Origin of the sequence: Streptomyces goshikiensis, from assembly GCF_014650555.1 — a bacterium.
Classification (GTDB): domain Bacteria; phylum Actinomycetota; class Actinomycetes; order Streptomycetales; family Streptomycetaceae; genus Streptomyces; species Streptomyces goshikiensis.
The window spans coordinates 265,215-287,211 of sequence record NZ_BMVE01000010.1 but is presented as its reverse complement, the minus strand read 5'-3'; the positions used below and the strand labels follow the sequence as shown (position 1 = coordinate 287,211).

The 21,997-nt window shown below is 66.9% G+C and carries 16 protein-coding genes and 2 pseudogenes; 8 read left to right on the top strand and 10 right to left on the bottom strand.

Translation table 11 applies throughout. The features are described from left to right. Positions 1-696 (top strand): annotated as a pseudogene (locus IE248_RS26605) (IS5 family transposase); the annotation flags it as partial. A gap of 216 nt (positions 697-912) precedes the next feature. After that, on the top strand, positions 913-1,272 hold the full coding sequence (locus IE248_RS26600) for a hypothetical protein (protein ID WP_190031928.1): 360 nt from the start codon (positions 913-915) through the stop codon (positions 1,270-1,272). Positions 1,273-1,303: 31 nt separating this feature from the next. Here IE248_RS26600 and IE248_RS26595 read toward each other — a convergent pair. The 5 genes and pseudogenes from IE248_RS26595 to IE248_RS26575 all read right to left on the bottom strand — a co-directional run. Next, positions 1,304-1,471, bottom strand: a pseudogene (locus tag IE248_RS26595) (transposase); the annotation flags it as partial. 41 nt (positions 1,472-1,512) lie between these two features. Continuing rightward, positions 1,513-2,040 (bottom strand): hypothetical protein, encoded by a 528-nt coding sequence (locus IE248_RS26590; protein ID WP_190031927.1) that lies wholly within the window; start codon positions 2,038-2,040, stop codon positions 1,513-1,515. 64 nt (positions 2,041-2,104) lie between these two features. Next, positions 2,105-2,944: a helix-turn-helix domain-containing protein gene (locus tag IE248_RS26585; protein ID WP_190031926.1), complete on the bottom strand. Its 840-nt coding sequence runs from the start codon at positions 2,942-2,944 to the stop codon at positions 2,105-2,107. A gap of 75 nt (positions 2,945-3,019) precedes the next feature. After that, positions 3,020-3,271, bottom strand: a complete 252-nt coding sequence (locus IE248_RS26580) for a hypothetical protein (protein WP_190031925.1) — start codon at positions 3,269-3,271, stop codon at positions 3,020-3,022. 814 nt (positions 3,272-4,085) lie between these two features. After that, positions 4,086-6,422, bottom strand: coding sequence for a hypothetical protein (locus IE248_RS26575; RefSeq protein ID WP_190031924.1), 2,337 nt, complete (start codon positions 6,420-6,422; stop codon positions 4,086-4,088). Here IE248_RS26575 and IE248_RS37665 point away from each other — a divergent pair, their 5' ends adjacent. The 6 genes from IE248_RS37665 (at position 6,423) to IE248_RS26545 (ending at position 14,836) form a co-directional block, all read left to right on the top strand. Continuing rightward, a complete protein-coding gene (locus tag IE248_RS37665) occupies positions 6,423-6,737 on the top strand; it encodes a hypothetical protein (RefSeq protein WP_229895543.1) in 315 nt (104 codons plus the stop codon). Between the two features lie 438 nt (positions 6,738-7,175). Then, positions 7,176-9,770, top strand: coding sequence for a helix-turn-helix domain-containing protein (locus IE248_RS26565; protein WP_190031923.1), 2,595 nt, complete (start codon positions 7,176-7,178; stop codon positions 9,768-9,770). Between the two features lie 949 nt (positions 9,771-10,719). Further along, on the top strand, positions 10,720-11,256 hold the full coding sequence (locus tag IE248_RS26560) for a hypothetical protein (RefSeq protein WP_190031922.1): 537 nt from the start codon (positions 10,720-10,722) through the stop codon (positions 11,254-11,256). Between the two features lie 50 nt (positions 11,257-11,306). Next, positions 11,307-11,876: an RES family NAD+ phosphorylase gene (locus IE248_RS26555; RefSeq protein WP_190031921.1), complete on the top strand. Its 570-nt coding sequence runs from the start codon at positions 11,307-11,309 to the stop codon at positions 11,874-11,876. A 321-nt stretch (positions 11,877-12,197) separates the two neighbouring features. Then, positions 12,198-13,481, top strand: coding sequence for a hypothetical protein (locus IE248_RS26550; protein WP_190031920.1), 1,284 nt, complete (start codon positions 12,198-12,200; stop codon positions 13,479-13,481). Between the two features lie 188 nt (positions 13,482-13,669). After that, on the top strand, positions 13,670-14,836 hold the full coding sequence (locus IE248_RS26545; RefSeq protein ID WP_190031919.1) for a hypothetical protein: 1,167 nt from the start codon (positions 13,670-13,672) through the stop codon (positions 14,834-14,836). Positions 14,837-14,906: 70 nt separating this feature from the next. On the opposite strand, the gene IE248_RS26540 is transcribed toward IE248_RS26545, so the two are convergent. The 5 genes from IE248_RS26540 to IE248_RS26520 all read right to left on the bottom strand — a co-directional run bounded on the left by IE248_RS26540 (position 14,907) and on the right by IE248_RS26520 (position 21,861). Next, positions 14,907-15,776, bottom strand: coding sequence for a glycosyltransferase family 2 protein (locus tag IE248_RS26540; RefSeq protein ID WP_190031918.1), 870 nt, complete (start codon positions 15,774-15,776; stop codon positions 14,907-14,909). 17 nt (positions 15,777-15,793) lie between these two features. After that, positions 15,794-16,363, bottom strand: coding sequence for a tetratricopeptide repeat protein (locus tag IE248_RS26535; protein WP_229895542.1), 570 nt, complete (start codon positions 16,361-16,363; stop codon positions 15,794-15,796). Next, positions 16,261-16,497 (bottom strand): alpha/beta hydrolase fold domain-containing protein, encoded by a 237-nt coding sequence (locus IE248_RS38605; RefSeq protein WP_350875789.1) that lies wholly within the window; start codon positions 16,495-16,497, stop codon positions 16,261-16,263. The genes IE248_RS26535 and IE248_RS38605 overlap by 103 nt, the downstream gene beginning before the upstream one ends. A gap of 15 nt (positions 16,498-16,512) precedes the next feature. Continuing rightward, on the bottom strand, positions 16,513-20,898 hold the full coding sequence (locus tag IE248_RS26525; RefSeq protein WP_190031917.1) for an AAA family ATPase: 4,386 nt from the start codon (positions 20,896-20,898) through the stop codon (positions 16,513-16,515). Positions 20,899-20,985: 87 nt separating this feature from the next. Next, complete coding sequence (locus IE248_RS26520) at positions 20,986-21,861, bottom strand: hypothetical protein (protein WP_229895541.1); 876 nt, start codon at positions 21,859-21,861, stop codon at positions 20,986-20,988. Positions 21,862-21,997 lie beyond the last annotated feature (136 nt).

Below are 21,997 nucleotides of genomic sequence, written 5' to 3'. Positions count from 1 at the left end.
GGATCGGGAGGTGCTGGCTGCGATCATCTTCGTGGCCACCTCTGGGTGCACCTGGAACCAGCTCCCGCCCGGCTTCGGCCCCTCCGGAGTGACGGCGTTCCGGCGCTTCACGGAGTGGTCGCAGGCCCGGGTGTGGGCCAAGCTGCACCGCCTGGTCTTGGATGAACTCGGTGCCCGCGGCGCGCTGGACTGGTCGAGGTGCGCGATCGATTCCGTGAGCGTCAGGGCCCTCAAAGGGGGCCGTTGACGGGACCGAATCCGACCGATCGTGGCAAGCCAGGATCGAAAATCCATCTGATCGTCGACCGCAACGGCCTGCCCATCTCGATAGGCATCTCGGCCGCCAATGACCACGACAGCCAGGCCCTGATCCCGCTGATGCGAGGGATACCACCGATCCGCTCCCGCTTCGGCCCCCGTCGCCGCCGCCCCGCAAAGCTCCACGGCGACAAGGGCTACGACTACGACCACCTGCGCAACTGGCTGCGACGACGACAGATCGTGCCCCGCATCGCGCGGCGCGGAATCGAAGCCTCCGATCGGCTGGGCCGGCACCGCTGGGTGGTCGAGCGAACCATGTCCTGGCTGAACGGATGCCGACGCCTGCACCGGCGCTACGAACGCAAGCCTGAGCACTTCCTCGCCTTCGTCGGCATCGCCAGCACCCTGATCTGCTACCGCCGCATCATCAAATGAAATGGCGTCTTACGGCGAGTGGCCAAGGTGCACCGCTCAATTCGGTGTGGAGCGGGGCTGCCAATGCGCGCCGAGCAGAGTTGAACATGTTCAGCTTTCGTGGCAGCGTGAGCGCTTGACGATCTGGTGTGCGAAGCAACCAGGGTTTGACGTACGCAAGGGGGAGTCATGCGTGATGAACGAGGGCGAGTCGCTGCGGGGTTGCGTGGAGTGGTCTTGGCGGTCGCGGTGTTGACGCTGGCCACGGGGTGCATAGGGCAGCCACAGACATTGGCTCGGGCCGACATCGTAGGCACCTGGACCGAGGGCGATACCGGGACCCTGCTCTTCAAGGACGACGGCACCGTCGTCGTAACCAACCTTGCCGAGTTCAATAACGACGGCGACAAGGTGTCGGAGTGCAGCGGCACCGGCGAGTGGGGCGCGTATCCCGACGACAAGGAAGCGCAGAAGGTTTGGACCACCGTCTGCGACGGCAACCCGTGGGAATTCGGCGGCTCGAAGGCGCATCCGAAGATGCGGCGCAGCGTGGGAGATCCTGATAACGGGGACGATCAAACCCTCAGCCGCAAGTAGCAGAAGCCGCCCGGCGCGTCCAGCCCGCCATCCAGGTGCACCCAGAGGTGGCCACGAAGATGATCGCAGCCAGCACCTCCCGATCCCCATGCCGACGCCGGCCACCGCCCTGAGGACGTTCCGGCGCCGACGGCACCACGCGTTCGAACAACTCCCACAAGCCGTCCGGCACCATCCGCTGCACAAGCCCAGTCGTCACCACACCAGACTGCCGCAAGATCACACCAAACGAAATGGCGTCTAAGGGGAAACCGTTGCGCTGGCCCACAGCAGGATGGCTTGGTCGTCGCTGCCGCCGAGGATGACGGTCGTGTATCCGGCGGGATCGAGGGAGGCGATGGTGGGCCCGCACGGGGCGTGAGGAAAGCGGTGCCGGGTACCCACGGCGGTGTATCCGGTGGCGGTCGCCGAGCCCTGCCCGTGGCAGCGGTAGATGATGCGGCGGGTTCGGGGGGCCGTTTCAGGTGGCACTTGTAAGGAAACGGGGAGACCTGCTTTCGAGGTTCCGGAGTCCACCACGACTTCCCCGCTGGGGCGGGAGTTGGGTACGTCGTCCAGAAACTGTCGGTAGGCGCCTGCCGCCGGGTCTTCCCGGGGAGCTCGGGGTGTGGTCGTGGTCAGGGAGCCGGACATCACCAGGGCGATGGCGGCCAGGCCCTCCACCACGACGGCGAGCACGTTGGCGGTGCGTCGTCGGCTGTAGGGATGGAAGGTGTCGTCCTCAGCTCTGAGCATGGCGGGCCTCGGGCGGCGGTGCTGCGATTCCATGGACGATCTGCCTTCTGCCAGGGCTGGCAGGGCTCGGCACGGTCGGGCCCTGCCGAGCTGGCATTCAGAAGCGCAGAGCGTCGGCGATGAGGTTGAAAACGGGGCCGCCGTGCACGGCCAGTTCCGTCAGGCGTCTGAAGTCATCGAGGTAAAGATTTACCTCGCGCTTCTGCTTCACTGTCAGGTATGCGGAGACGAGTTCGACGTTGACCTGCCGTTCATCGAAGATCCAGAAATCTTCGACGGGCGGCACGAGACTGCGGTCAGCGTTGCGAGGGATGATGCCGATGAGCACGTTGGGCAGGACTGCGGCCTTGACGAGATGACCGAGTTGCTCGGCCATCACGCCCGGGGGCCCGACCCGTCTGTAGAGGACGGCCTCCTCCAGAACGAAGGCGAACTTCTTGGCCGGGTCGTTCAGCATCCTTTGCTTTTCCACCCGGGAGGCCACGGCTTCCTCGACATCATCGGCAAGTCGGCGGCGTTCACGGATGGCGGTAAGGACGGTCCGGGTGTACTCCTCGGTCTGCAGGGGGCCGGGGATCAGATTCTGCGAGTAGGCCTTGAAGTCCTTCGTCCTTGCCCACAACGGCCGCACCATGTCCTGTGCCGGCCGCAGGCCTCTGCCTTCCATCGACCGCCACTCGACGTACATGACCTCGATGTTGCGTGCCGCTTCAATGAGGTCCTCGGCCTCCGACTCGGCACCACACGCCTGCGCCCAGGCCCGGATCGTTTCGGGCGAAGCTGGAGCGCGGCCGTTTTCGATCCGGCTGCACTTCGCCCGGTCCCATCCGCACCTACGCGCTAACTCCGCCGCCGTGAGCCCGTTGTCTTCGCGCAGTCGGCGTAGTCGCTGACCGAGCGCTAGGCGAGCTTCCGTGATGCTGGATGAGGTAGGCATGCGGCCCAGTGTGCAGCCCTGAGTGCGGAGCCGGTGAGCAGCCCACGTAGCAGCAAACGCGGCATATATAAGCAACTATGACGATATGTCGGCTCTCGGGATTGCGCGCACGTGCGGCTCCGTCCCCGGCTTCGGGAACAGCGGCAGGAGCCTCTTTGGGAACTCGACGACGGTCTCGTGGTCAGGGACCGTGATGGACGCCAGCCTGGCGTCATCGACCACCTTCCAGGACTGGAGCAGGTAGCTATCGGAGACGTCGTCGTAGTACAAGGTCGGGCTTCCATTGTTAGGGCTCTCCGGGTCCTTGCACAGCAGATGAAGCGCCATTGGTCCTCCAAGTGGTCCGGTTGACTGCTGACGATCTGAGCGTGATCCGTCACAGAGAGCCATCGCTACGCGATTGCGCGATGTTGCGCCCGGAAACTTTGAGAGAGCCCATAGCGTGCGCATTGTTGCGCCACCATGAGATCAGTCACACCTGCGGCTACCTTCGTCTACTTGGCTGGGCCACACGAGAGGCGTACTCACGGCATAGAGCGACTGCTTTCTGGGCCCTTCCTTGTCGAGGCCGCCGGACAAAGCACCGAGAGCAACTCCGTGGTCCTTGTTAAGCGAGATCAAGGCGAGCCCCAGCTCCGGGCCGGGGTAGTGCATCGTGTTCGGGGCCCGCTGAACCGTCGCCCTTCTGCTGGCCCGGCAGTGACGACTTCTGGGGCGCTGCCATGCCGCGCCGCGGACTGAGGACCTGCGGTCGGATCGTAGGATCGGCGAGTCCGTGCGAGCGCCGTGCGGTACGGCCGTCAGAGAATGACTGCTGTGCAGTTCATCGTCGTCGAGGAGGGCGAGCGCATCCTGCCAGGGGCCGCGGCCCCTGGCAGTGCTCGAGAAGGACCGGTGGGACGACTTCGGATTCCGCACCACGTTCCGTCTGTCGATCGTCGACAACGAAGGCGACCGGCACGAGGTGGGCAGCGTCAAGATCGCCGATCTCGGCAAAGTGTTCTCCACAACAGGGATGTCTCATGAGACATCCCTGTTCTCGTTGCGAGCCGATCACGTTCACGTCGGGGTTCGGCCATCAGGCAAACCTGTGAGACACGACGACCCTAACGCCCATCTCACCCGAATGGGTGTGCTGTTCTCAGTAGCAGTCCGCGGCCCAAGGAGATGAGGGTGAACCGTCGGGGTCCAGTCCGTACGGCCATCTTCCCCTGCCCAGTGAGGGGAGATGGCCAGCGTCGGCAGCGCGCCGGTATAGGGCTTCGACCCCTTCCCGGTCCCCGGCTTCTTCCCGCATCCACTCCAAATCGCGCAGGACGTAGAAATCGCGGGCATCGGCGGCCGTCAGAGCAAGGGCTTCGGCGCCCTCCTCGTCCCCAGCCTCCTCCCTCATCCGCGCTATCTGGGCGATGGTGAGGCCGCCGTTGGCCTCTGCGGCTTGCCGGTAGGCAACATCGGCCCCCTCCCGGTCTCTTTCCCGCTCCCTCATTCGCCCTAGCTCCAATAGGGCGTTGGCGTCACCGGCGCTGACGGCCTCCCGGGCGAGGGCCTCGGCACTCTCCCGGTCGCCGACCTCCTCGCGCATCACCGACAGGTTGGTGAGCGGGAACGGATCGCCGGCATCGACGCCCTGCCGAGCGTAGCGTTCGGCACCCAGCCGGTCCCCGGCCTGCTCCCGCATACTCACCAGGTCGGTAAAGGCGTTGGTGTCCCCAGCCTCGGTAGCCTCCCTATAGAACGCCTCTGCGCCGGCCCAGTCTCCGACCTCTTCCCGCAACCGCGCCAGGCCGCGTAGGGCATCGGCTTCACCAGCGTCGGCGGCCTGTCGGTAGAAGGCTTCGGCGTTCTCCTGGTCCCCGGCAGCCTCCCGCATCTGCCCCAAGAAGCGGACGGCGCTGGGATCGCCAGCGTCCGCGGCCTGCCGGTAGAGGGCTTCAGTGCCCTCCCGGTCTCCATCGCTTTCCCTCCTCCAGGCCAGTTTGATCATGGCGCGGGTGTGGCCAGAGCGGGCGGCTCGGAGGCGGAGATGGTGGGCCCATTGCAAACGGCCCCGGGCTTCGGCAGCTTCGGCGAGGTTGTTGAGGTCGTCGGGGTCAGTGAGGTGGGTGTGGGCGGCGTCCCAGAAAGATGCGGGTGGGCAGAGTAGGCGGCGGGCGGCGCGGCCGTGCTGTTCCAGGTAGTCGGCGAGGCGGAGCATTGGGCCCGTCGGCGGGGCCGCAGCAGTGGCTGCTGTCGGACGGACCGGGGGACGGCGTGTGGGTCGGGGGTTGGTTCGGTATAGCGGGGCTTGCTTGCCGTGGACGGGGCGGGCGAGTTCCGCGTAGGCGGCTTCTGCCCAGTCGTTGGTGAGCTGGTCCCAGTCGTGGTCGGTGAGGTAGTCGGCGGCGGCGTCGGTGAGGAACGCCTGGGGGAGGTGGAGGCCCATACCGAGACGGCGGGCATCCATCGCGGCCTCAAGCAGAGCTCGGACGGCTGGGGTGCCGTGCTGATAGCGGCGCAAGAGTTCGGGAGCGCCTGCAAGGTCCTGGGCGACGCGCCCGTCGGCGCCAGTACGAGTAAGGGCATCCGCCAGCAGCCGGTCACCGCCCTCGGCGAGGATCGCGGCAGTACCGAGCGCGTCCTGGTCGAAGACGTCGGGGACGGTCATCGTGCGGCCAGCGAGCAACTCGCGGACGCGGCTGTGCGGGTCCGGACCGTCGGGTCTGGGCATGGCGGTGTACGAGTCGTCGTACTCGGGCCAGAGGGTTCCCAGGATGAGGACCGGTCCGCGGCTGGGGTCGATGAGGAGGGCATGAAGGGCGGCAGCGACACGTTCGCCGACCTGCGGGTCACCGAGGTAATGCTGGGCCTCATTGAGCCACACCACCGTACGCGGCGCGACGCGTTCAAGGTCGGCCAGCGCGGCCTCGGCCCGGGTCGGGTCGAACGGATGCCACAGCCGCCACCCTTGATCCGCGAGCGGCTGGACGGCCTCCCAGCACGCCCTGGTCTTACCGGTCGAGGACGAGCCGACCAGCACCAATATCCGGCTCCGACCCGCCACGGTGTCCCTGACGGCATCGGCGAGGGCCCGGTCGTGGGCACGGGGCACGTAACCGGAGAGCACCCGCCCCGACGTGGTGGAGCTGGAGACGGCAGCGGTTCCGGCGGGATGCACCTCCAGATCGTGCGGGTCCCACTCCGCAATCGGCCTGCCCAGGCCGACCTCCGGCGCCGCTGCTGAGGTGGCTTCCCCGGATGCAGCCCGCTGCAGCGCCAGCAACTCCTCCACCGGCTGGCGCAGCGCGCGGGCCAGAGCCGCGACCGTATCCGCCGACGGAACGGGCCCGCCGGCTTGGAAGGCCGCCTGAACCGTAGTGCGGCCCAACCCTGCCCGGACCGCAAGCTGGGTCATGTTCAGCCGGGCGAGAACCCGCCCGTCACGCAACCGCCCGCGCAGCTCCGATAGAGCCGCACCGTCGGCGTCTTCCTCAACCACATGACCCCCAAGTCGGTGTTCATCGGTGTTCGCCTTTGTCCTGCCGAACCACGGCGAACACCGCTTCCAGGACGCTCGATCACGTCAACACCCGATCTCAACCGGGAGGTTATCGTGACTCACCTCGCCCTCATTCTTCTCGCCATCGCTCTTGTTGTCGTGTTCGCGCTACTTGCCGCAGTGGCAGCGGGCGTGCTTGCCCGTCTCGACGGCGCCACCTATCCCGCCACTCTCATGCGCGCAGGCGCCACCTTTGCCGCCGTCCTCACACTCGCCGCAGTCGTTGCCCAAACACTCACCCCCGTCCTCACGTGAACCACGCGGCACCGCAGCGGACCGGCCCCGATGAGGAGCGGTGAGCGACGACACCAGGCGTTGCGCCCCACCGCGCCGTGTGGAACCCCGGGCCCGGCCCGGCTGCTCGTGCGGAGCCGGTAGCGGACCGTACGAGCAGTCCGGGGGCTCTCGCGCGTGAGGCGATCGGCCCGCGCAGGTCCCGCACGGCCCCGTCGAACGGTGCCCGGACTAGGCAGGGCCCGAGCGTCGCCACCTGCTCCACGACAATGATCAAACCTGACCGTGCGAGGGGCTGGCGTTCGACGCAAGGACTGCGTGCGCGACACGCGAACAGCACACGGAAGCGGCCCCGCTTCGGAACTGTTGGCGTGTCGAATGTCGCAGAACTGCTCTGCGCCATGTTGCGGTCCGGACGAAGATGAACACACGCTAACGCAAGGCCAGGGGGATGAACGTATGCACGAAGAGCTGACCGCGGCGTGGCAGGCTGGGGCCGACGAGGCGCTTGCCGAGCTGAGGAGCATGCTGTCCGACGCGCTGGCCCACAAGAGGCTGAGCAAGACCCAGCTCGCCACGCGAACGGGTCTGGGTCGCACCACCGTGCAGCTGGCGTTCCAGGAGGATGCGCCCCCTCCTTCGGCTACCACGGTGGCGACGCTGGCCCGGGTGCTGGGCCTGCAGGAGAAGGAGTTGCTGGAGCTGCGGCGACGCGCGACTGCCGCACCATTTCTCGTTGCGGAGCCAGCCCCCGAGGCCGTACCCGGTGCTGAACCGGGACCGGGCCTGCCGATTTCCGAGTGGGGCCCCCATGCCCTTGAGGTCCACCCGGCCGGACCCACATCCTCACGGCAGGGACCCGATGCTGTGGCGGCGTGTCTACCCGGATACGTGCACCGGAGCCACGACCGCGTGCTGGCCCAGGCGGTTCGGGATGCAGCGCAGGGGCAGAGCCGGATGGTCGTCCTGGTCGGAACATCCTCGACCGGGAAGACCAGGGCGTGCTGGGAAGCGGTCCAACCGCTTGCGAACGACGGGTGGCGGCTGTGGCACCCATTCGACCCGACCCGCGCCGAAGCCGCGCTCGAGGATCTCAAACGCGTCCAGCCGCGCACCGTCGTATGGCTGAACGAGGCACAGCACTACTTTGGCGACTCCCTGGCAGGCGAGCGTGTTGCAGCCGCTGTGCATGCCCTGCTCACCCATCCCGGCCGCGCGCCGGTCCTGGTCTTGGGCACCCTGTGGCCCGAATACGAACGCCGGTACGCGGCCCTACCCGCCCCCGGCCAGCCGGACCCGCACAGCCGGGTGCGGGAGCTCTTGGCCGGGCGTACTTTCTCTGTCCCCGGCAGCTTCGATGCAGATGCGCTCCATGCCGCGGCAGCTCTCGCGAAAGAAGGAGACCAGTTGCTGGCCGACGCCCTCACCAGGGCAGGCGACCACGGACAGGTGACGCAGGACCTAGCTGGCGCCCCCGAGCTGCTACGCCGCTTCGAACACAGCACGCCAGCCGCCAAGGCGGTACTGGAGGCGGCGATGGACGCACGACGTCTCGGCGTCGGACTGCACCTGCCGCAGACCTTCCTTGTTGACGCCGCGACCGACTACCTCAGCGACAGCGACTACGCGGAGCTCGGCGACGACTGGGTCGAAGCCGCGTTCGCCGAACTGGCTCGCCCCGTACATGGCAAGCAGGCCCCCCTTCGCCGCGCTGCAGCCCGCCCCACGCGCAAACCTCCCGGCGGCCCAGCTCCATCGGCACCACCAATGTCAGCAGGGCCGGTGTTCCGGCTGTCCGATTACCTCGAACAGCACAGCCGCACCACTCGCATCGCTGTGTGCCCTCCCGCCTCGTTCTGGCACGCTGCTCACACCCATCTCACCCACCCTGACGACCTCAGTAACCTCGCCGACGCTGCCTTGACCCGACACCGTCTTCAGTGGGAGCACCACCTCCGCAACAAGGGTGCCGAGACCGGCCGCAGCGACGCCGTCCTTCGCCTGGCAGAACGGCGGCAGGAGGAGGGTGACTTTGACGCAGCCGAGGCCATCTACCAGCAACTGGCCGACACTGGATACACCAAGGCCCTGACCCCACTCGCAAGGTTGCGCGAAAACGCGGGTGACTTTGAAGCCGCCGAGGCCATCTACCACCAGCTGGCCAGCACCGGCGAATATCACGCACGGTTCCTCCTCGCAGAGTCTTGGCGGGAGGCGGGGGACCTTGGGCCAGCCGAGGCCCTCTACCAGCAGCTGGCCGACACCGGATACACCTACGCCTTGTTCCCACTAGCAGTGTTGCGGGAGAACGCGGGGGACCTTGAAGCCGCCGAAGCCATCTACCGGCAAGCAGCCAGCACCGGCCACACCCCCTCCCTAGTCCAGCTCGCAAGGCTGCGGGAGCAGGCCGGCGACCCCAACCCCACCGAAACCCTCTACAAACAATTGTCCGACAGCGGCCACACCAAGGCACTGTTCGTCCTCGCTGGAATGCAGGAGGAGGCGGGTGACCTTGACGGCGCCGAGGGCATCTACCTGCAGCTGGCAGCCACCGGCGAAAACTACGCCCTGGTCGTCCTCGCAGGAATGCGGGAGAGGACTGGGAACCTCGACGCCGCTGAATTCTTCTACCAGCAGGCCGCCGAGAGCGGCCACGCCCCCTCGTTGGTCCAGCTAGCAAGGTTGCGGGAGGCAGCCGGGAACCCCGACGCCGCCGAAACCCTCTACCAGCAGGCCATCGACGCTGGATACACCTATGCCCTGTTCCCCCTCGCAAGGTTGCGGGAGGAAGCCGGGGACCCCGACGCCGCCGAAACCCTCTACCAGCAGGCCGCCAGCGCCACCAGCCCCGCCACCCTCATCCGGCTCGCAAGGACACGGGAGAAGGCCGGTGACAGTGACGCTGCCGAAGCCCTCTACCGGCGGCTGGTCGACATCGGCCATGCCAACGCGCCACTCCACCCAGCAATGCGGGTGCTCGGCGGTATGAAGGTGGAGGATCGGTGGCCGTATGGGTTGGACCCAGACGGGACACCTTCACAGCCGTGGAAGTAGAAGGTCTCCTCCCCCACACCGATCGTTATCTAGGGGGCGAAGGTACTTCGTCCAGGTCAGACGGCACGAGGCGGCATCAGGCAAGTAAGGCAAGTGCGACTTGTCATGGCCCGGGAAGGTGTTTCGACCGAAACGCTTTCGGGACTCCCGTTCGGCTGTGACGGTCAGCGCCGCGACCGTGACGCCGCCGCTGCCGGGTGCGGCTGCGTGGGGGCCGAGCTGGAGGCCAGCGGCGATCGCTATCTAGGGTCAGGCCCAGACCTGTGCAGGTCAGAGGTCGATTCACCTCTTCTGGTACGTAAGGCAAGTTGCTTGCCTCGGAAGGGAGCGGTCGTTCCGGGCGGCGTCGGCGCTCGTTGAATCACGACCCCGCCGCTCCGCCAGATCGCCTCCGGCACCCATCGAGTGGAGCAGCGCAAGAAGCGGTTCGAGTATTCGTTCGGCACGGTCGTCCTCGGCACGGCACCCGCCCACCTCACCGATGCTGAGGCCGCTCGGGCCCTGCTCGCCCACGACCTCGCGTGTAGCCGCTATGCCGCCGAAGGCGACCCGGGACCCTTGAACGCCTACTTCGCCGGGGCCGACGTCGCCCCGGGCAGCCCGCTGCCAGCCGACCAGGTCGGCGAGGGACGGCGCCTGGCTCACAATCTGCGCACGGCGCGCTGGGAGGCCGGCAAGCTTGTCCTCGAAGTGGCTCCGGCCCACATGCCCGACCGGACCAGCATCGGCTGCGCGACTGTGTCTACGCGGACGACGAGGATGCAGTGCGGGACGCTGTCACCGGCCTGCTGTGGTGGCTTACCGTGGGCGGGAAGTGTCCCCCCTACGGGTGACTCAACGGAGCTGGCGCAACCCCACGATTTTACTGCCCGCCGGGCAAGTAGAGGACGGGAGGGTGGGCAGTCTGGCCCGAACGGTGTCCTTGACCAGCGCGGCGTACGGTGGAGATATGGACAGCGAAGAGGGTCTGGTGACTGCCTTCACTGAGGCGATCCAGAGGCGATTTGACACCATGCAGTACCTGAAGGCGCACCGCAAGGATGCCGATGCGAGCGCCGTCGCTCAGATCGCCCAAGACGCTGCTGCCCTCGCTACGAGCAACCTTTCCTGGCACCTCGCGCTTGGGGCCAGTACAACCGCCAGCGCCCTGGCATCCGAGCTCGACGTGCCCGTTCAGTTCGTGATTGAAAAGGTTCAGAATGGCCGACTCGTCGGTCTTCACGGTCGGCACGAGACTTTCCTGCCCTTGTGGCAGTTCCTGCCCGGTCAGCCCGACAAAGAACCCACTGGAGTCGTCACCGAAGTCTTGAACGTGTTCGTTGAGGAGCTTGGCGAAGCGTTCGCTCCCGAACTAGTGGTCCTCTGGGCTGCAACCGGACAGCCCGAGCTCAACGGGAGGGAGCCGCGCGCTGCGGTGGAGGAGGAGGCGTACACGGAGAAGCTGATTTGGTCCGCGAGATGTGCAGTAGCGGGGTTGACACAATGACTAGCCCTCCCAGAGACCTGGTGCCCTTTCCACTCAAGAACACCACCAGGGTGCACCGCATCTATCCCCGCATGTACAAAGGCCGACCAGGCAAGCCGGCCTGGTACTGCGACGGCGACCCTGTGTGCCGCTTCGACACCCCCGGCAGCGGCACTTGTTACGCAGCCTCCTCACGAGAGGGCGCATTTATCGAGGTCTTCCGCCGATTTTGGGATGCAGGCATCCCGTTGGGCACGGTCGCGCAGATGTCCCACGTGTACATGCGCGTTATCGATCTCCACCAGTTGGCGGACCTGACCGATAATGCCAACCTGAACGTCATGGGCATCGGTGATGCTCTGGCCCTCGAAGTGGACAAGAACTACCCACTCAGCCACGCATTCGCTCAAGTAGCCCGTTCCTACGGGCTCGACGGAGTGCACTGGACGAGTGTGCGTGACCGCTCAGGCCGAACGAATTTCGCCCTCTTCGCTGATGCTGGCGGCGACTACGAGGACATACGTCTGATCGTCGATGGGAAAGGGCCGATCCCAGATGACGTGGTGAATAGTGTGGCCGCCGAGTTCCGCCTTGAGCTACTTCCCCCGCCCAGAGGCTCGTACCCGGTAAGGAGTACTTGATGGGCGTCGTCGGCCCGGCGCGATCGCCATAGGGTTGTCAAGTCGATTCGGCGGGTCAGAACTTGTCTGCTGTTATGGCAAGTTAGGTATGTAGCGGCACTTCTGTTTGACCGGGTCGGGCAAGGTGGTACCGGCGGGCGGCTGTGCGGGGCAGCTGCAAGGTCTGATCGGCGGCGCGCCTGGGATCCCCAGGTCGAGTACCCAGGCTGCAGAAATAGCCAACGGGCCGCCTACGGCGCCGGGTAGCCTGAATCGGTGGCTCCGCCCGCTGTGCGTGAGCACTCTGCGTCTTATGCTCGAAGTGGGGGAGTTTTGGCTGTTTTGACGGATGCTGAGTTCGCTCTGGGGCTCTCGCGGCATCTGCGTGCGTACGCGATGGGTTCTGAACGTGCAGCCCTTGAGCAGTTGGAGTTCGCGGGATGGATCTTCGACGTTGCGTTTCGTCTGCACGGGAGCACCACGAGCAGCGCCGCCAGGGTACGCGCCATTGGGCTCGACGTTGGCCTTGGGCCGCGCAGCCTGAAGGACGTGATCGAGACGATGGAAGTCTTGAGCTGGGTTTCCGTAGTCCGCGACAAGGCCGGCCAGTTCGTCTCCATCACGGAACGCATCCCCGCCCGCGGGGACCTCATCATGGCCGCGCCGAAGGTGCTCAACATCCTCATGGTCGGACCTGTGGAACGGGCGGCTCTTGCCCTCCTTGGGGCGACCGTATTGCAGCCACTCCTCGTGGAGGACGCGCTGCAGATCGCCGCAGTGGCTGAGGGCGTCAAGGGCCATGATCAGGCTGCAGAGGACGCGCTTCGGCACCTGACAGGGACGGGGCTGATTCGGCGTGTCGACTCCGAGGACGGCCGATCGGTTCTCTACAACCCGAACGTCTGGACTCAGGGGGATGAAGCGCTGGCGAAGGCGGCTCTGAAGGCAGCTGACGCGCGGGCCACCACGGAGGTGGGCGCGTTGCTCCAGGAGGTGGCGCTCAACCCGGGACTGCCTGACGCGCACGTAAAGTCCACCGAGCGCAAGTGGGTTGACTTCGCCGTATCGCAGAACTTGGTGCAGCGGTCGGTCATCCAGACCGCCGAAGGTGTCGAACGGGGCTTTCTGTTCACTCCACACCTCCGGCGGGATCCGTTTGGTGGAACGGCAGGTGACGCCTCCGGGCATGTGCGGCAGCTTGTGGGATCGATGATCTACGCTGCGACATTTGCGAAGTTCAAGTTGGACACGCCTGAGATATTCCTGCGCGCGTTGGTCAACCGCGGGGTGGCCGGCAACGCTTCGCCTATCGGGACTGACTATCTGATGCTTGAAAAGGCGGGCGTCGTAAAGGTAGTTGCGGGGATGGGTGCGGATCGGTACCGGTTGCAGCTGCTGCAGCCGGAGGTCGCGCAGGATGCCCTTACGATGCTCGACGCCCGTGAGGGCAGTGGCACCGAGAAGGGCGATATCGCAGCTCTTCGAGCGCAGCGCTCCTACATCCACGTGGAACAGGAACGGGCCCGCCTGGCGCTGACTAGCGACATCGACAAGGTCGAAGAAGCGCGGCTCATCGCGGCCCTTCGCGATGCCTCGGTGAACCGCATGATGGGTGGTCGGAAGTGACTGGTGAAGGGGCGGAGGTCTCGCGGCAGGCTGCCCCCCGGCCCGACAGGGGGAGCCAAGCCCGACCGGATCGTAGGGCGCGTCGGTCTCCATCGGGGCGGACGCAGGCTGGTACGAAGCCGGCAGATACGCCAGGAGGTCAGTTGGAGCGGCGAGTCGCCCGACTGGAATTTGCCGAAGGGGCTCACGTGCGGCTGCGTGTTCCTGTGCCCGCGGACGATGGTGAGGCGGGCCAGGCAACGCTCACTGATATTGATGTTCTATCGATCGACATTGACTCTCGGCTCCGAATTTCACGCTCCAGTATGGAGTGTAAAATTGGCAAGTCTCAGGGCGAGCCGAGCACGATTCTATGGCTCGCCGGGTTTCGTCAGTTGCTCGAACTTGACCGTGTCGCTCTGGTTCGTCAGACGGTGAGTCCGCGTGGGCAGGCGTTGGCGCGCAAGCTGAACATCGTTGCAATGGACGAAGCGGCCGTGGGCCAGAGGGAGAAAGCTCACGCTTGGCTGCCCCAGAGATTCGCCCATCTGGACGGCCCGGCTTGTGCCGCAGCCGAAGCCCGGACTGATACGCAACTCAAGGGGTTGCCTGAAATACCGGCAGGTCTAGCACGCTTCTTGCGTGGGGATGCTTTGCTTGCGGATTCCCCTGAGCTTTTGCGTGCAGTTCAGGCGATGGGCGCCGCCGTCGAACGGCAGGGAGTCCTTCCTGAGCCAGCTGCCCAGGTGTTGGCGAGCCACAGTCTGATCGCGGTGCTTCTGGCGGCCTTGCAGGACGCTGGCCGCCTAGACCATGTCCCTGAGCGCGTGCTGCGTCGACGCCTCATCAGTGCCCTGACCGTGGGCGATCCAGATGACAACTTCGTACTCCCCGTGCTGGAGAGGGCGGATGCGTACTTCCGTCACATTCAGGAGCGAACCCACAAGGCCTATGTAGACGCAGGCGCCGATCCTGTTCGAATCAACTACTCATCGCTTAGGGACGCAGTGGCAACCCCGCCGCCGTTCGCCAGCGACTACATTGATCTAGTGGAACGGCTGCGGGCAAACCCGCAAGTCTCCCGGAATCTCTTGCAGACGGCGGAACTGGCCTGCTTTGACGCGCTACTTGGGGACTCCGCCTGGAAGGAAAGGGCGTTCGCACATCTCTTCACAACCGAGCACAAGGGTTTGCTGCTAGTCGCGCTTAGGTGCCTTGAGAGCATTACTGGCCCCCAAGCAGTGGCACCTCTTCAGCGATTGCAGAGAATTCCATTCGAGGGCTCGGCTGGAATGGTTCCGGATCGCGGAGAGCCGCCCAGGCAGCAAGCAACGCTCTTTGGTTTGTCTGGATATCCTGACGGCGTGGAGAGCTGACACTTAGGCACCCCGAGAGACAGCCCCCTGGGGCGGTATTGGGAACCCGTTGTGCAGCCATTGGCGGGAGTCAGATGACCGGGGGCCTGCCCAACCTGGTCATCCGCCACACGGTCCGCCACTGCATGGGCCGCCGCGGTGGGCACGGCACCCGTACGCCCTCGAAGAAGCCAGCCCACCAGGCGCCCAGGCCGGACAACGGGGGCCGCTGCGCGATCGTGTACGCGGCCCACGTGCCGAGGTAGACCGGGACCAGGACGGCGGGCAGGTGCCGCTTGGCCAGCCAGACCCGGTTCCGGCCGGTGTTGCGGTAGTAGACCGCGTGCCGGGACGCCTCGGTCCGGGGGTGCTGAAGCACCATGTCCGCCCGGTAGTCGATCTCCCAGCCGGCGTCCAGGGCCCGCCAGGCGAAATCTGTCTCCTCGTGGGCGTAGAAGAACTTGGTGGGGAAGTCGCCCACCTGATCGATCACGGTCATGCGGATGGCGTGGCCGCCGCCGAGGAACGTCGTCACGGGCCCGGACACCATCGGGTTCTTGCCACCCAGACGGGGGACGTGCCGGCGCTGACTTGCCCCGGTCTCGTCCGCGATCCGGAAGCCCGCGACCCCGAGGCGGGGCCTTGCAGCGAACGCTTCCCGGACCAGGCGGAAGGTGTCGGTGCGGGGCAGCAGGCCGTCGTCGTCCAGGACCACGACGACGTCCACGCCACCCCGCTCGCGCAGCCACTGCACGCCGGCGTTCCGGCCGCCGGGGATGCCCAGATTCTCCGGCAACTCCACGCCGTCCACGCCGTCCGGGAGGGGCGGGAGCTTCACGCCTTGGCCGAGGACCACGACGGTCGCCGGATCGCCTTCCTGGGCGGCCACCGAGGCCAGCAGGGACCCCAGTTCTGCGGGCCGGTCGCCCATGGTCAGGACCACAACCCCGATCTTCGGCATTCTGGTGTTCGTTCCTTTCACGCCTGGTTGTTGAGCAGTTCGGTGGCGCGCTGGTTCAGGCTCGCCGCGCCGGTCACACCGCGGCGGCGGTACCGGGCCGCCGCCGCCTGGATCTCCCTGACCGCCTGCCGGTTGCGGTCGGAGACCACGCCCCCCATGAAGTCCAGGGACTTCGCCCACAGGCCCACGGCTTCCTCGTGCCGGTGCTGCCCGGCCACCGATCGTCCCAGGTTGGCCATGGTCAGCCCGTGCTTGAGCTGGTAGGTGCCCGGAGTGCGGCCCGCCAGGGCCCGCCGGTAGTGCCGTTCGGCCGCCGTGTGGTCGTTCATCGCGGTCAGGGTCTTGCCCATGTGCGAGGCGACCGTGGCCGCCACCGGCCCCGAGGCCGCGGAGTAGGCGGGCACCTCGTCCCGCGGGCGGTCCCAGGTGCCGATGTCGGTGATCGAGCGGCTGGAGTCGGTGGTCGCTGCGCCGCGGTCACGGATCAGATGGGCGGTGGCGGCGGCAGCGCCTCCGCCACCGCTCTGGCCGGCCAGGCCGATCCGGGTGAGGTCGAGGCCGAGACCGGTGGCGTGTCGCTGATCCACCGGTAGGCGGTGTATCCGTCCTCGGCGGCGCCGGGCGCGGGGGTTTCCGGGGCCAGCCGGTGGTCGACGCTGGCAATGGCGCAGCCGATTGCCGCGGACAGCGGCTTGAGCCGGGGGTGTCCTGCGCGGTAAATCCGAGCACCAGCCCGTCAGGTGCCTTCTGCACGACCGCTGTCGGCTTGGACGTTCCACCCGAAGCAGGCGAGGTCAGGGCCGTGCACGAGGACGAAGCCGACGCTCGTCGCCGCCACGGCGTCGATGAACGTGGGCAGTTGCAGTGGCTGCCACGGCAGTTCGCCGGAGAGCAGGTCCCAGAACCTGATGCGTGTGCCGCTGCTGATGATGGCGACGGGGCGATCACCGAGCCTCCCCACGGCGATCCCGGACACCCAGCCGACGTCGCCGGGGACAGACCGCAAGCGCCGGCCGGAGGCCAGGTCCCACATGATCACGCGTCCGGACCAGTCACCGGCGACCGCGATGCTGCGGCCGTCGGGAAGGGACGCCGTGGCGAGCGCGGACACGCCGTCGAGATGTCCAACGAGCGACCTGGTTGGTTGATGCGTGTCGAGGTCCCAGATGATCAACTGGCCATCGGGGCCTCCCGTGACGGCGAGGTCCCTTCCGTCGGCAAGGGTTGCTGTCGCCAGTGCCGACACACCGCCGACGTGGTTCCCGAAGATCGGAGGGACGTAGTCGCCCGACGCCGGATCCCAGACGACGATTCGTCCGTCGGCGCCACCGGTTACGACGATGCCCCGACCGTTCACCCTTCCCCCGGTGGCCGCTGACACACCGCCGACGTGGCCGGCGAGGCGGTGCAACGGACGGTCTCCCTCCGTGTCCCACACGATCACGCGTCCATCGTTGCCACCGATGAAGGCGGAGTGTTGTGGTTCCGGGACAGGCGCGACGGCGAGCGAGGAGACCGAGCTGACACCCGAGGGGAATGCGCTCGAGGGCTGTCCGGTTGCCAGGTTCCACACCTCGACCCGGCCGTTGTGCCGCCCTGTCACGACTGCCTCGTGCGGGCCGTTGCCGTAGACGGCGACGTCGGATATCCCGTCGTATTCGTCGACGAAGGCGCCGATCTGTCCAGCGGTTCCCACGTCCCACAGGAACAGTTCGCCGGCGCTGCCACCGGTAACGGCGACACATCCCTCGCCGGGCCGGTGGGCCACTGCCACTGCGGAGAGCCTCTGGCCCCGACCGGCGAGTATACGATTCGCCTGACCCGATGCCAGGTCCCACACGGCCGCTTGTCCGTTGCCACCGTCGAAGACCGCGATGTCCCGCCCGCCGAGCTTGCTGATGGCTACGGCGGAGACCTCATGGCCGAGTCCGGTGAGGTTGCGGATCCGTGCTCCGGACGAGAGATCCCACAGGACCACCCGCCCGGATCCGCTACTGCCCGTCACCGCGATCGGCCTCCCCGCGAGCTCGCCGACGGCAACTCCCCACATTTGCTCGTCTCGTTCGCCGAGCACGTGCAAGCGCTCTCCGGACGTCACGTCCCACACGACCGCACCACCACGGTGGCCTCCGCTCGTGACCGCGATGCTCCGTCCGTCGACTTCGCCGAGGGCCATGGAGGAAACCCAACTGCGGTGGACGTTCACCACACGGAGGCGTTCGCCGGTGCTCAAGTCCCATACGACCGTGCGTCCGCTGCGGTGGCTTCCCGTGACGGCGACCGGCCTGCCTGCCAGGCTCCCGAGGGCGATGGCGGACACGCGGCCCGCATGTCCTTCGTAGGTTCGCAGGCGTTTGCCGGAGGCTAGGTCCCACATGATCAGGTGGCCACCGACGTCGCCGGTGACGCAGATGCTCCGTCCGTCGGGAAGAAACGCCGCGGCCAGTGCGGTCACTTCGCCGGCTGGACTCGCCAGGTGCCTGAGACGTCTGCCGGACCCCATGTCCCATACGGTCGCCCCTTCGCCGGAGCGGCTGGAAAGGACCAAGGCGCGACCGTCCGGCAGGGACGTCGTGGTGACCGCGAGCACGGGCTTCGCCTGCCGCCGCCCACCCGGCGTGGAATCGACGGACGCACTGAGCCGGGTGGCCCATTGGGGAGTGACCGGAGTGGTCTGGTGGTCGAGCGGGGTGGTGGCGAGGGTGCGGGCCAATAGGGGGTCGTGCCACACCGCCGCGTCGAGGGCGAGGAAGCTGCGACGGGCGGTCAAGCTGTGGCGGTGGGAGTGGTGGGCGACGGTGGTGCGGTACATGCGGCTCCGGCGGACAGCTCGGGGACCGTCGGCATGGCGGAGGTTCGCGTTGAGGTGGTCGGGGTCGGCGTACAGAAGGAAGAGGTGGTCCTCGAGAAGCGGATCGAGCGCCCCGGGCCCGGCAGCCGCTGCATGGGCGGCAGCGTGACGACGCAGGTAGAGGTGCGAGAGGTCCCAGCGGCGGGTGCCCTGCGCCTCGGCCAGAGGAACGGTGTCGAGGAGAGCCTCGAGGGTGGTTGCGGGATCGGTGGAGGAGGCCGTGTGCTCGACCAGTGCTTGATGGAAGTAGCGGTAGAGAACGCGCTGGTCGTCGTCCAACGAGGTGCGCAGATAGAACGTGGCGGTGGTGAGCGCATCACGGGTGTCTTGCAGGGTCAAGGGCAGGGGCCGTTCGCGCAGTTCCGGCGGAGCATGGGCGAGGGCCACTGCGTGGATGAGGTCAAGAGGCATCCCTTGGCCCCGGGCCTGTCCCAGGGCGGCGAGCACGGGTCGGATCCATGGATCGGCACCGGCGAGAGTGGCCGTGTGCAGGTCGAACATTTCCGTGATGCTGCAGGGCAGATCGGTGGCGATCTGCTGGTCGGGGATGTGGCGCCCTGCGGCACGTTCGCTGAGCAGGTGGTCGGCGTAGAGGGCCGCGATCAGAAAGGCTCCGTGCTCGGTGGAGTGGGCGAGTCTGTGAGCGATGGTGTCCGTGGTGCCTTGCGGGTAGTGCGGGTACATGAAGTCGCTCAGGTACTCGGCGAGGTCGCGTGCCAGGTCTTCCGTCAGGTCCTTGCGATGTCGTGTGTCGAGGTCCAGGTGCGTGGCCGGCCTGGCGGCGGTAATGCCGTGCAACGAAGGCAGAGTGTCCTGCCACAGCCGAGTTCCGATCATGACCCGGCAGTCGGGTACGGGATCCTCCTCGCCGTGCCCGGACAGCGGCAGCAGGACTTCCTTCAGGATCTCCGCAGGGTCGACCGCCTCATCGAGCGCGTCGAGAATGACCACGACGGGTCCCGCGTTCCGCATAGAGTCCGTCAGCCGACCGAAATCCGCAGAAATGTCCTGCGGGTACGGACCGGAGGGTGACGGATCCGTCGGTTGCGGCCGTTGCGAGGCGGTTCTGCCTGCGGCTTCGGTGATCTGGTCCGTGAGCTGGTGCTGCAAGGAGGTGATGATCTGCCGGGTCGTGAGTTGTCGGGCGTGCACGGCCAGTATCTTCGCCCGGACGGTGGGGCGAAAGCCTCGAACACGGCTGATGGTGCGGCGCTTGAGCGGAGCGAACACTGGATGGGTGACGCACACCGTCACCCCCAGTAAGGCGGATTTGCCCGAGCCCGGTCCGCCGGTGATCGCCAGAAGCCGCTCCTGACTCCGGTTTCTGTCGTCGAGCCATTCCGCGATGCGCTGCAACTGTGCGGTGCGACCGCTGAACAAGCTGGTGTCCGCGTGGCTGCTTCCGGCCGCACGGGTGGCGAAGTGCACGAGGTCCAGCCCCGGGTCGCTCTCAATGGCGAACTGCCGCAGCGCGGCGTCGGTACGGGCTAGGAACCGACTCGTCGCGTCATTTCCGTACACCGGATTCCTGAAGAAGGACGGTGCGTCCGAGGCGGCCTTCTGCTGCGGAGTGCGCACCACGGATTGTCCGACGCGGCCGGCCCGCCGGTCGGCGCAGGCCAGTTCGCGGTCGATTTCCGCGGCAAGGGCGTCGACCGGTACGTATTCCAGCGCTGGTGACAGGTCGAGCCATCCCCGAGCCAGCCGGTCGAGCACCGTCGTGGTGGCCTTGGTGAACCTGGCTTCGTGCGTGACCTCGTCATCGGCGCACGCCGCGATCAGCCAGGCCCGTCGGCACCGTCCGGACAACTGGTGCGCCAACTGGGACGTCACCGCGCGCCCACCGCCGCACACGTCCAGCAGAAACAGCACCGGTCCGCCCGACCCACCCTCCACATCCCTCAGCAGGGCGTCGACCTCGATGCTGGTGGCTCGCACCCGGTCGAGCGTGCCTTCGCTGTCCCGAACCGCCAGATACAGTCCGCCGTCTGCGCCCACCGTCCCGTGGCCGCAGAAATGGACCACCAGCGGCTGGTCCGCGGCCTCCTCCTGGGTGCGCTTCCAACATGTGAGCATCTCGTGGCGATCCGGGTCCAGAAGGGGAGGGACGGCTGCCATGCCCACTCTCGCCAGGGCATGTGCCAGCTCCGTAACCGCTTCTGCCACGCTCGGCAGGGGCGCGAACAGGGGCCTTCCGAAGGCCTGTTCCTCCTCGGACACGACCCGGGCCGGAAAACCACCGGCGCCCACGACCAGGGATTGTCCTGTCATCGTCACTCCCGCGCACTTGTCCGCCGTGTCGCGGCGCCGACGAGCGGGCGGCACCGCGGCATGGACGACCCGCCTGAGGCCGACCTGTCAGAGAGCAACGTAGGGGGCGATGCCTGCGGCGAGCACTCCATTGGCCAGATAGCTGCCCAACGTGTGCGGATCGAGCAGGCCGATGTCCACGGTCTCGTGGACATCAACGGGGAACGCATTTCCCAGTTTGGGCGGAATGGCGACGAAGTCGCCGTGGTCAGCGATGTTCATCCACCGCCGGATCCGCTTGGGCCGCGTCCCCCGGCCCTCACGTGGCTCCGGTTCCAACCGACGCATCACTGCAGGCAGGCCCAACGGGGAGCCTACGGTCACCAGGACCTCCACCTCCAGATCCGGATGGGCGTGCAGCGTCTCGTAGGCGACCACTGAGCCCAGCGAATGAGCTATGAGCACTCGGGGTTGCTCTTTGCGAATGACGTGCGCCACGGCTTCGCACACCGCTCGCCTGCGTCCCGGACGTGACGCATACGCATCGAGGTCCTGGACCAGGGCTACGACCATCCGGGAGAGGCGTTCAGTCAGTTGCTGCCGAACCCGAGAGCTCACCCCTTGTCCGGCATGGTGCTGGACGAGCCAGCCAAGACCCTGCCTCACCGGCATCAGGTACGTGGCCTGTGCCTCCTTCATCTCCGGCACGCCTGCCGCCACCAGCCACTCCCAGGCCTGCGCCAACTGGGCGGGCGACAGGCTCGCCAATCCGTCGCCGCCGTCTCCCGCCTGCGCTTCGGCGAAGTCGTCGGCCAGCAGATGCGCGTAGTAGGCCATGGCCATGGCCGGTACGGGCACGTGCGACAGACCTGCGGCGGAGAGCCCCTGCTCCAGTCGGGATCTGGCGGTGTCGGCCAAGCCCAGTGCCGCCTCCGCGGGCGTCACGCCGCGCTGCCTGTTCCAGATTCCGTGTACCAGCACCACCGCTGCCAACCGTTCCTCCAGTGCGACTTGACCCGCCTAGACTCAGGATCACTCCGGCCAGTGTGCCGTGGCCGACTGCCGCCCCGCACCACAAACCGCAGCTCGATTCGGTGAAGGAGAGCGGCACCGCTTTCTA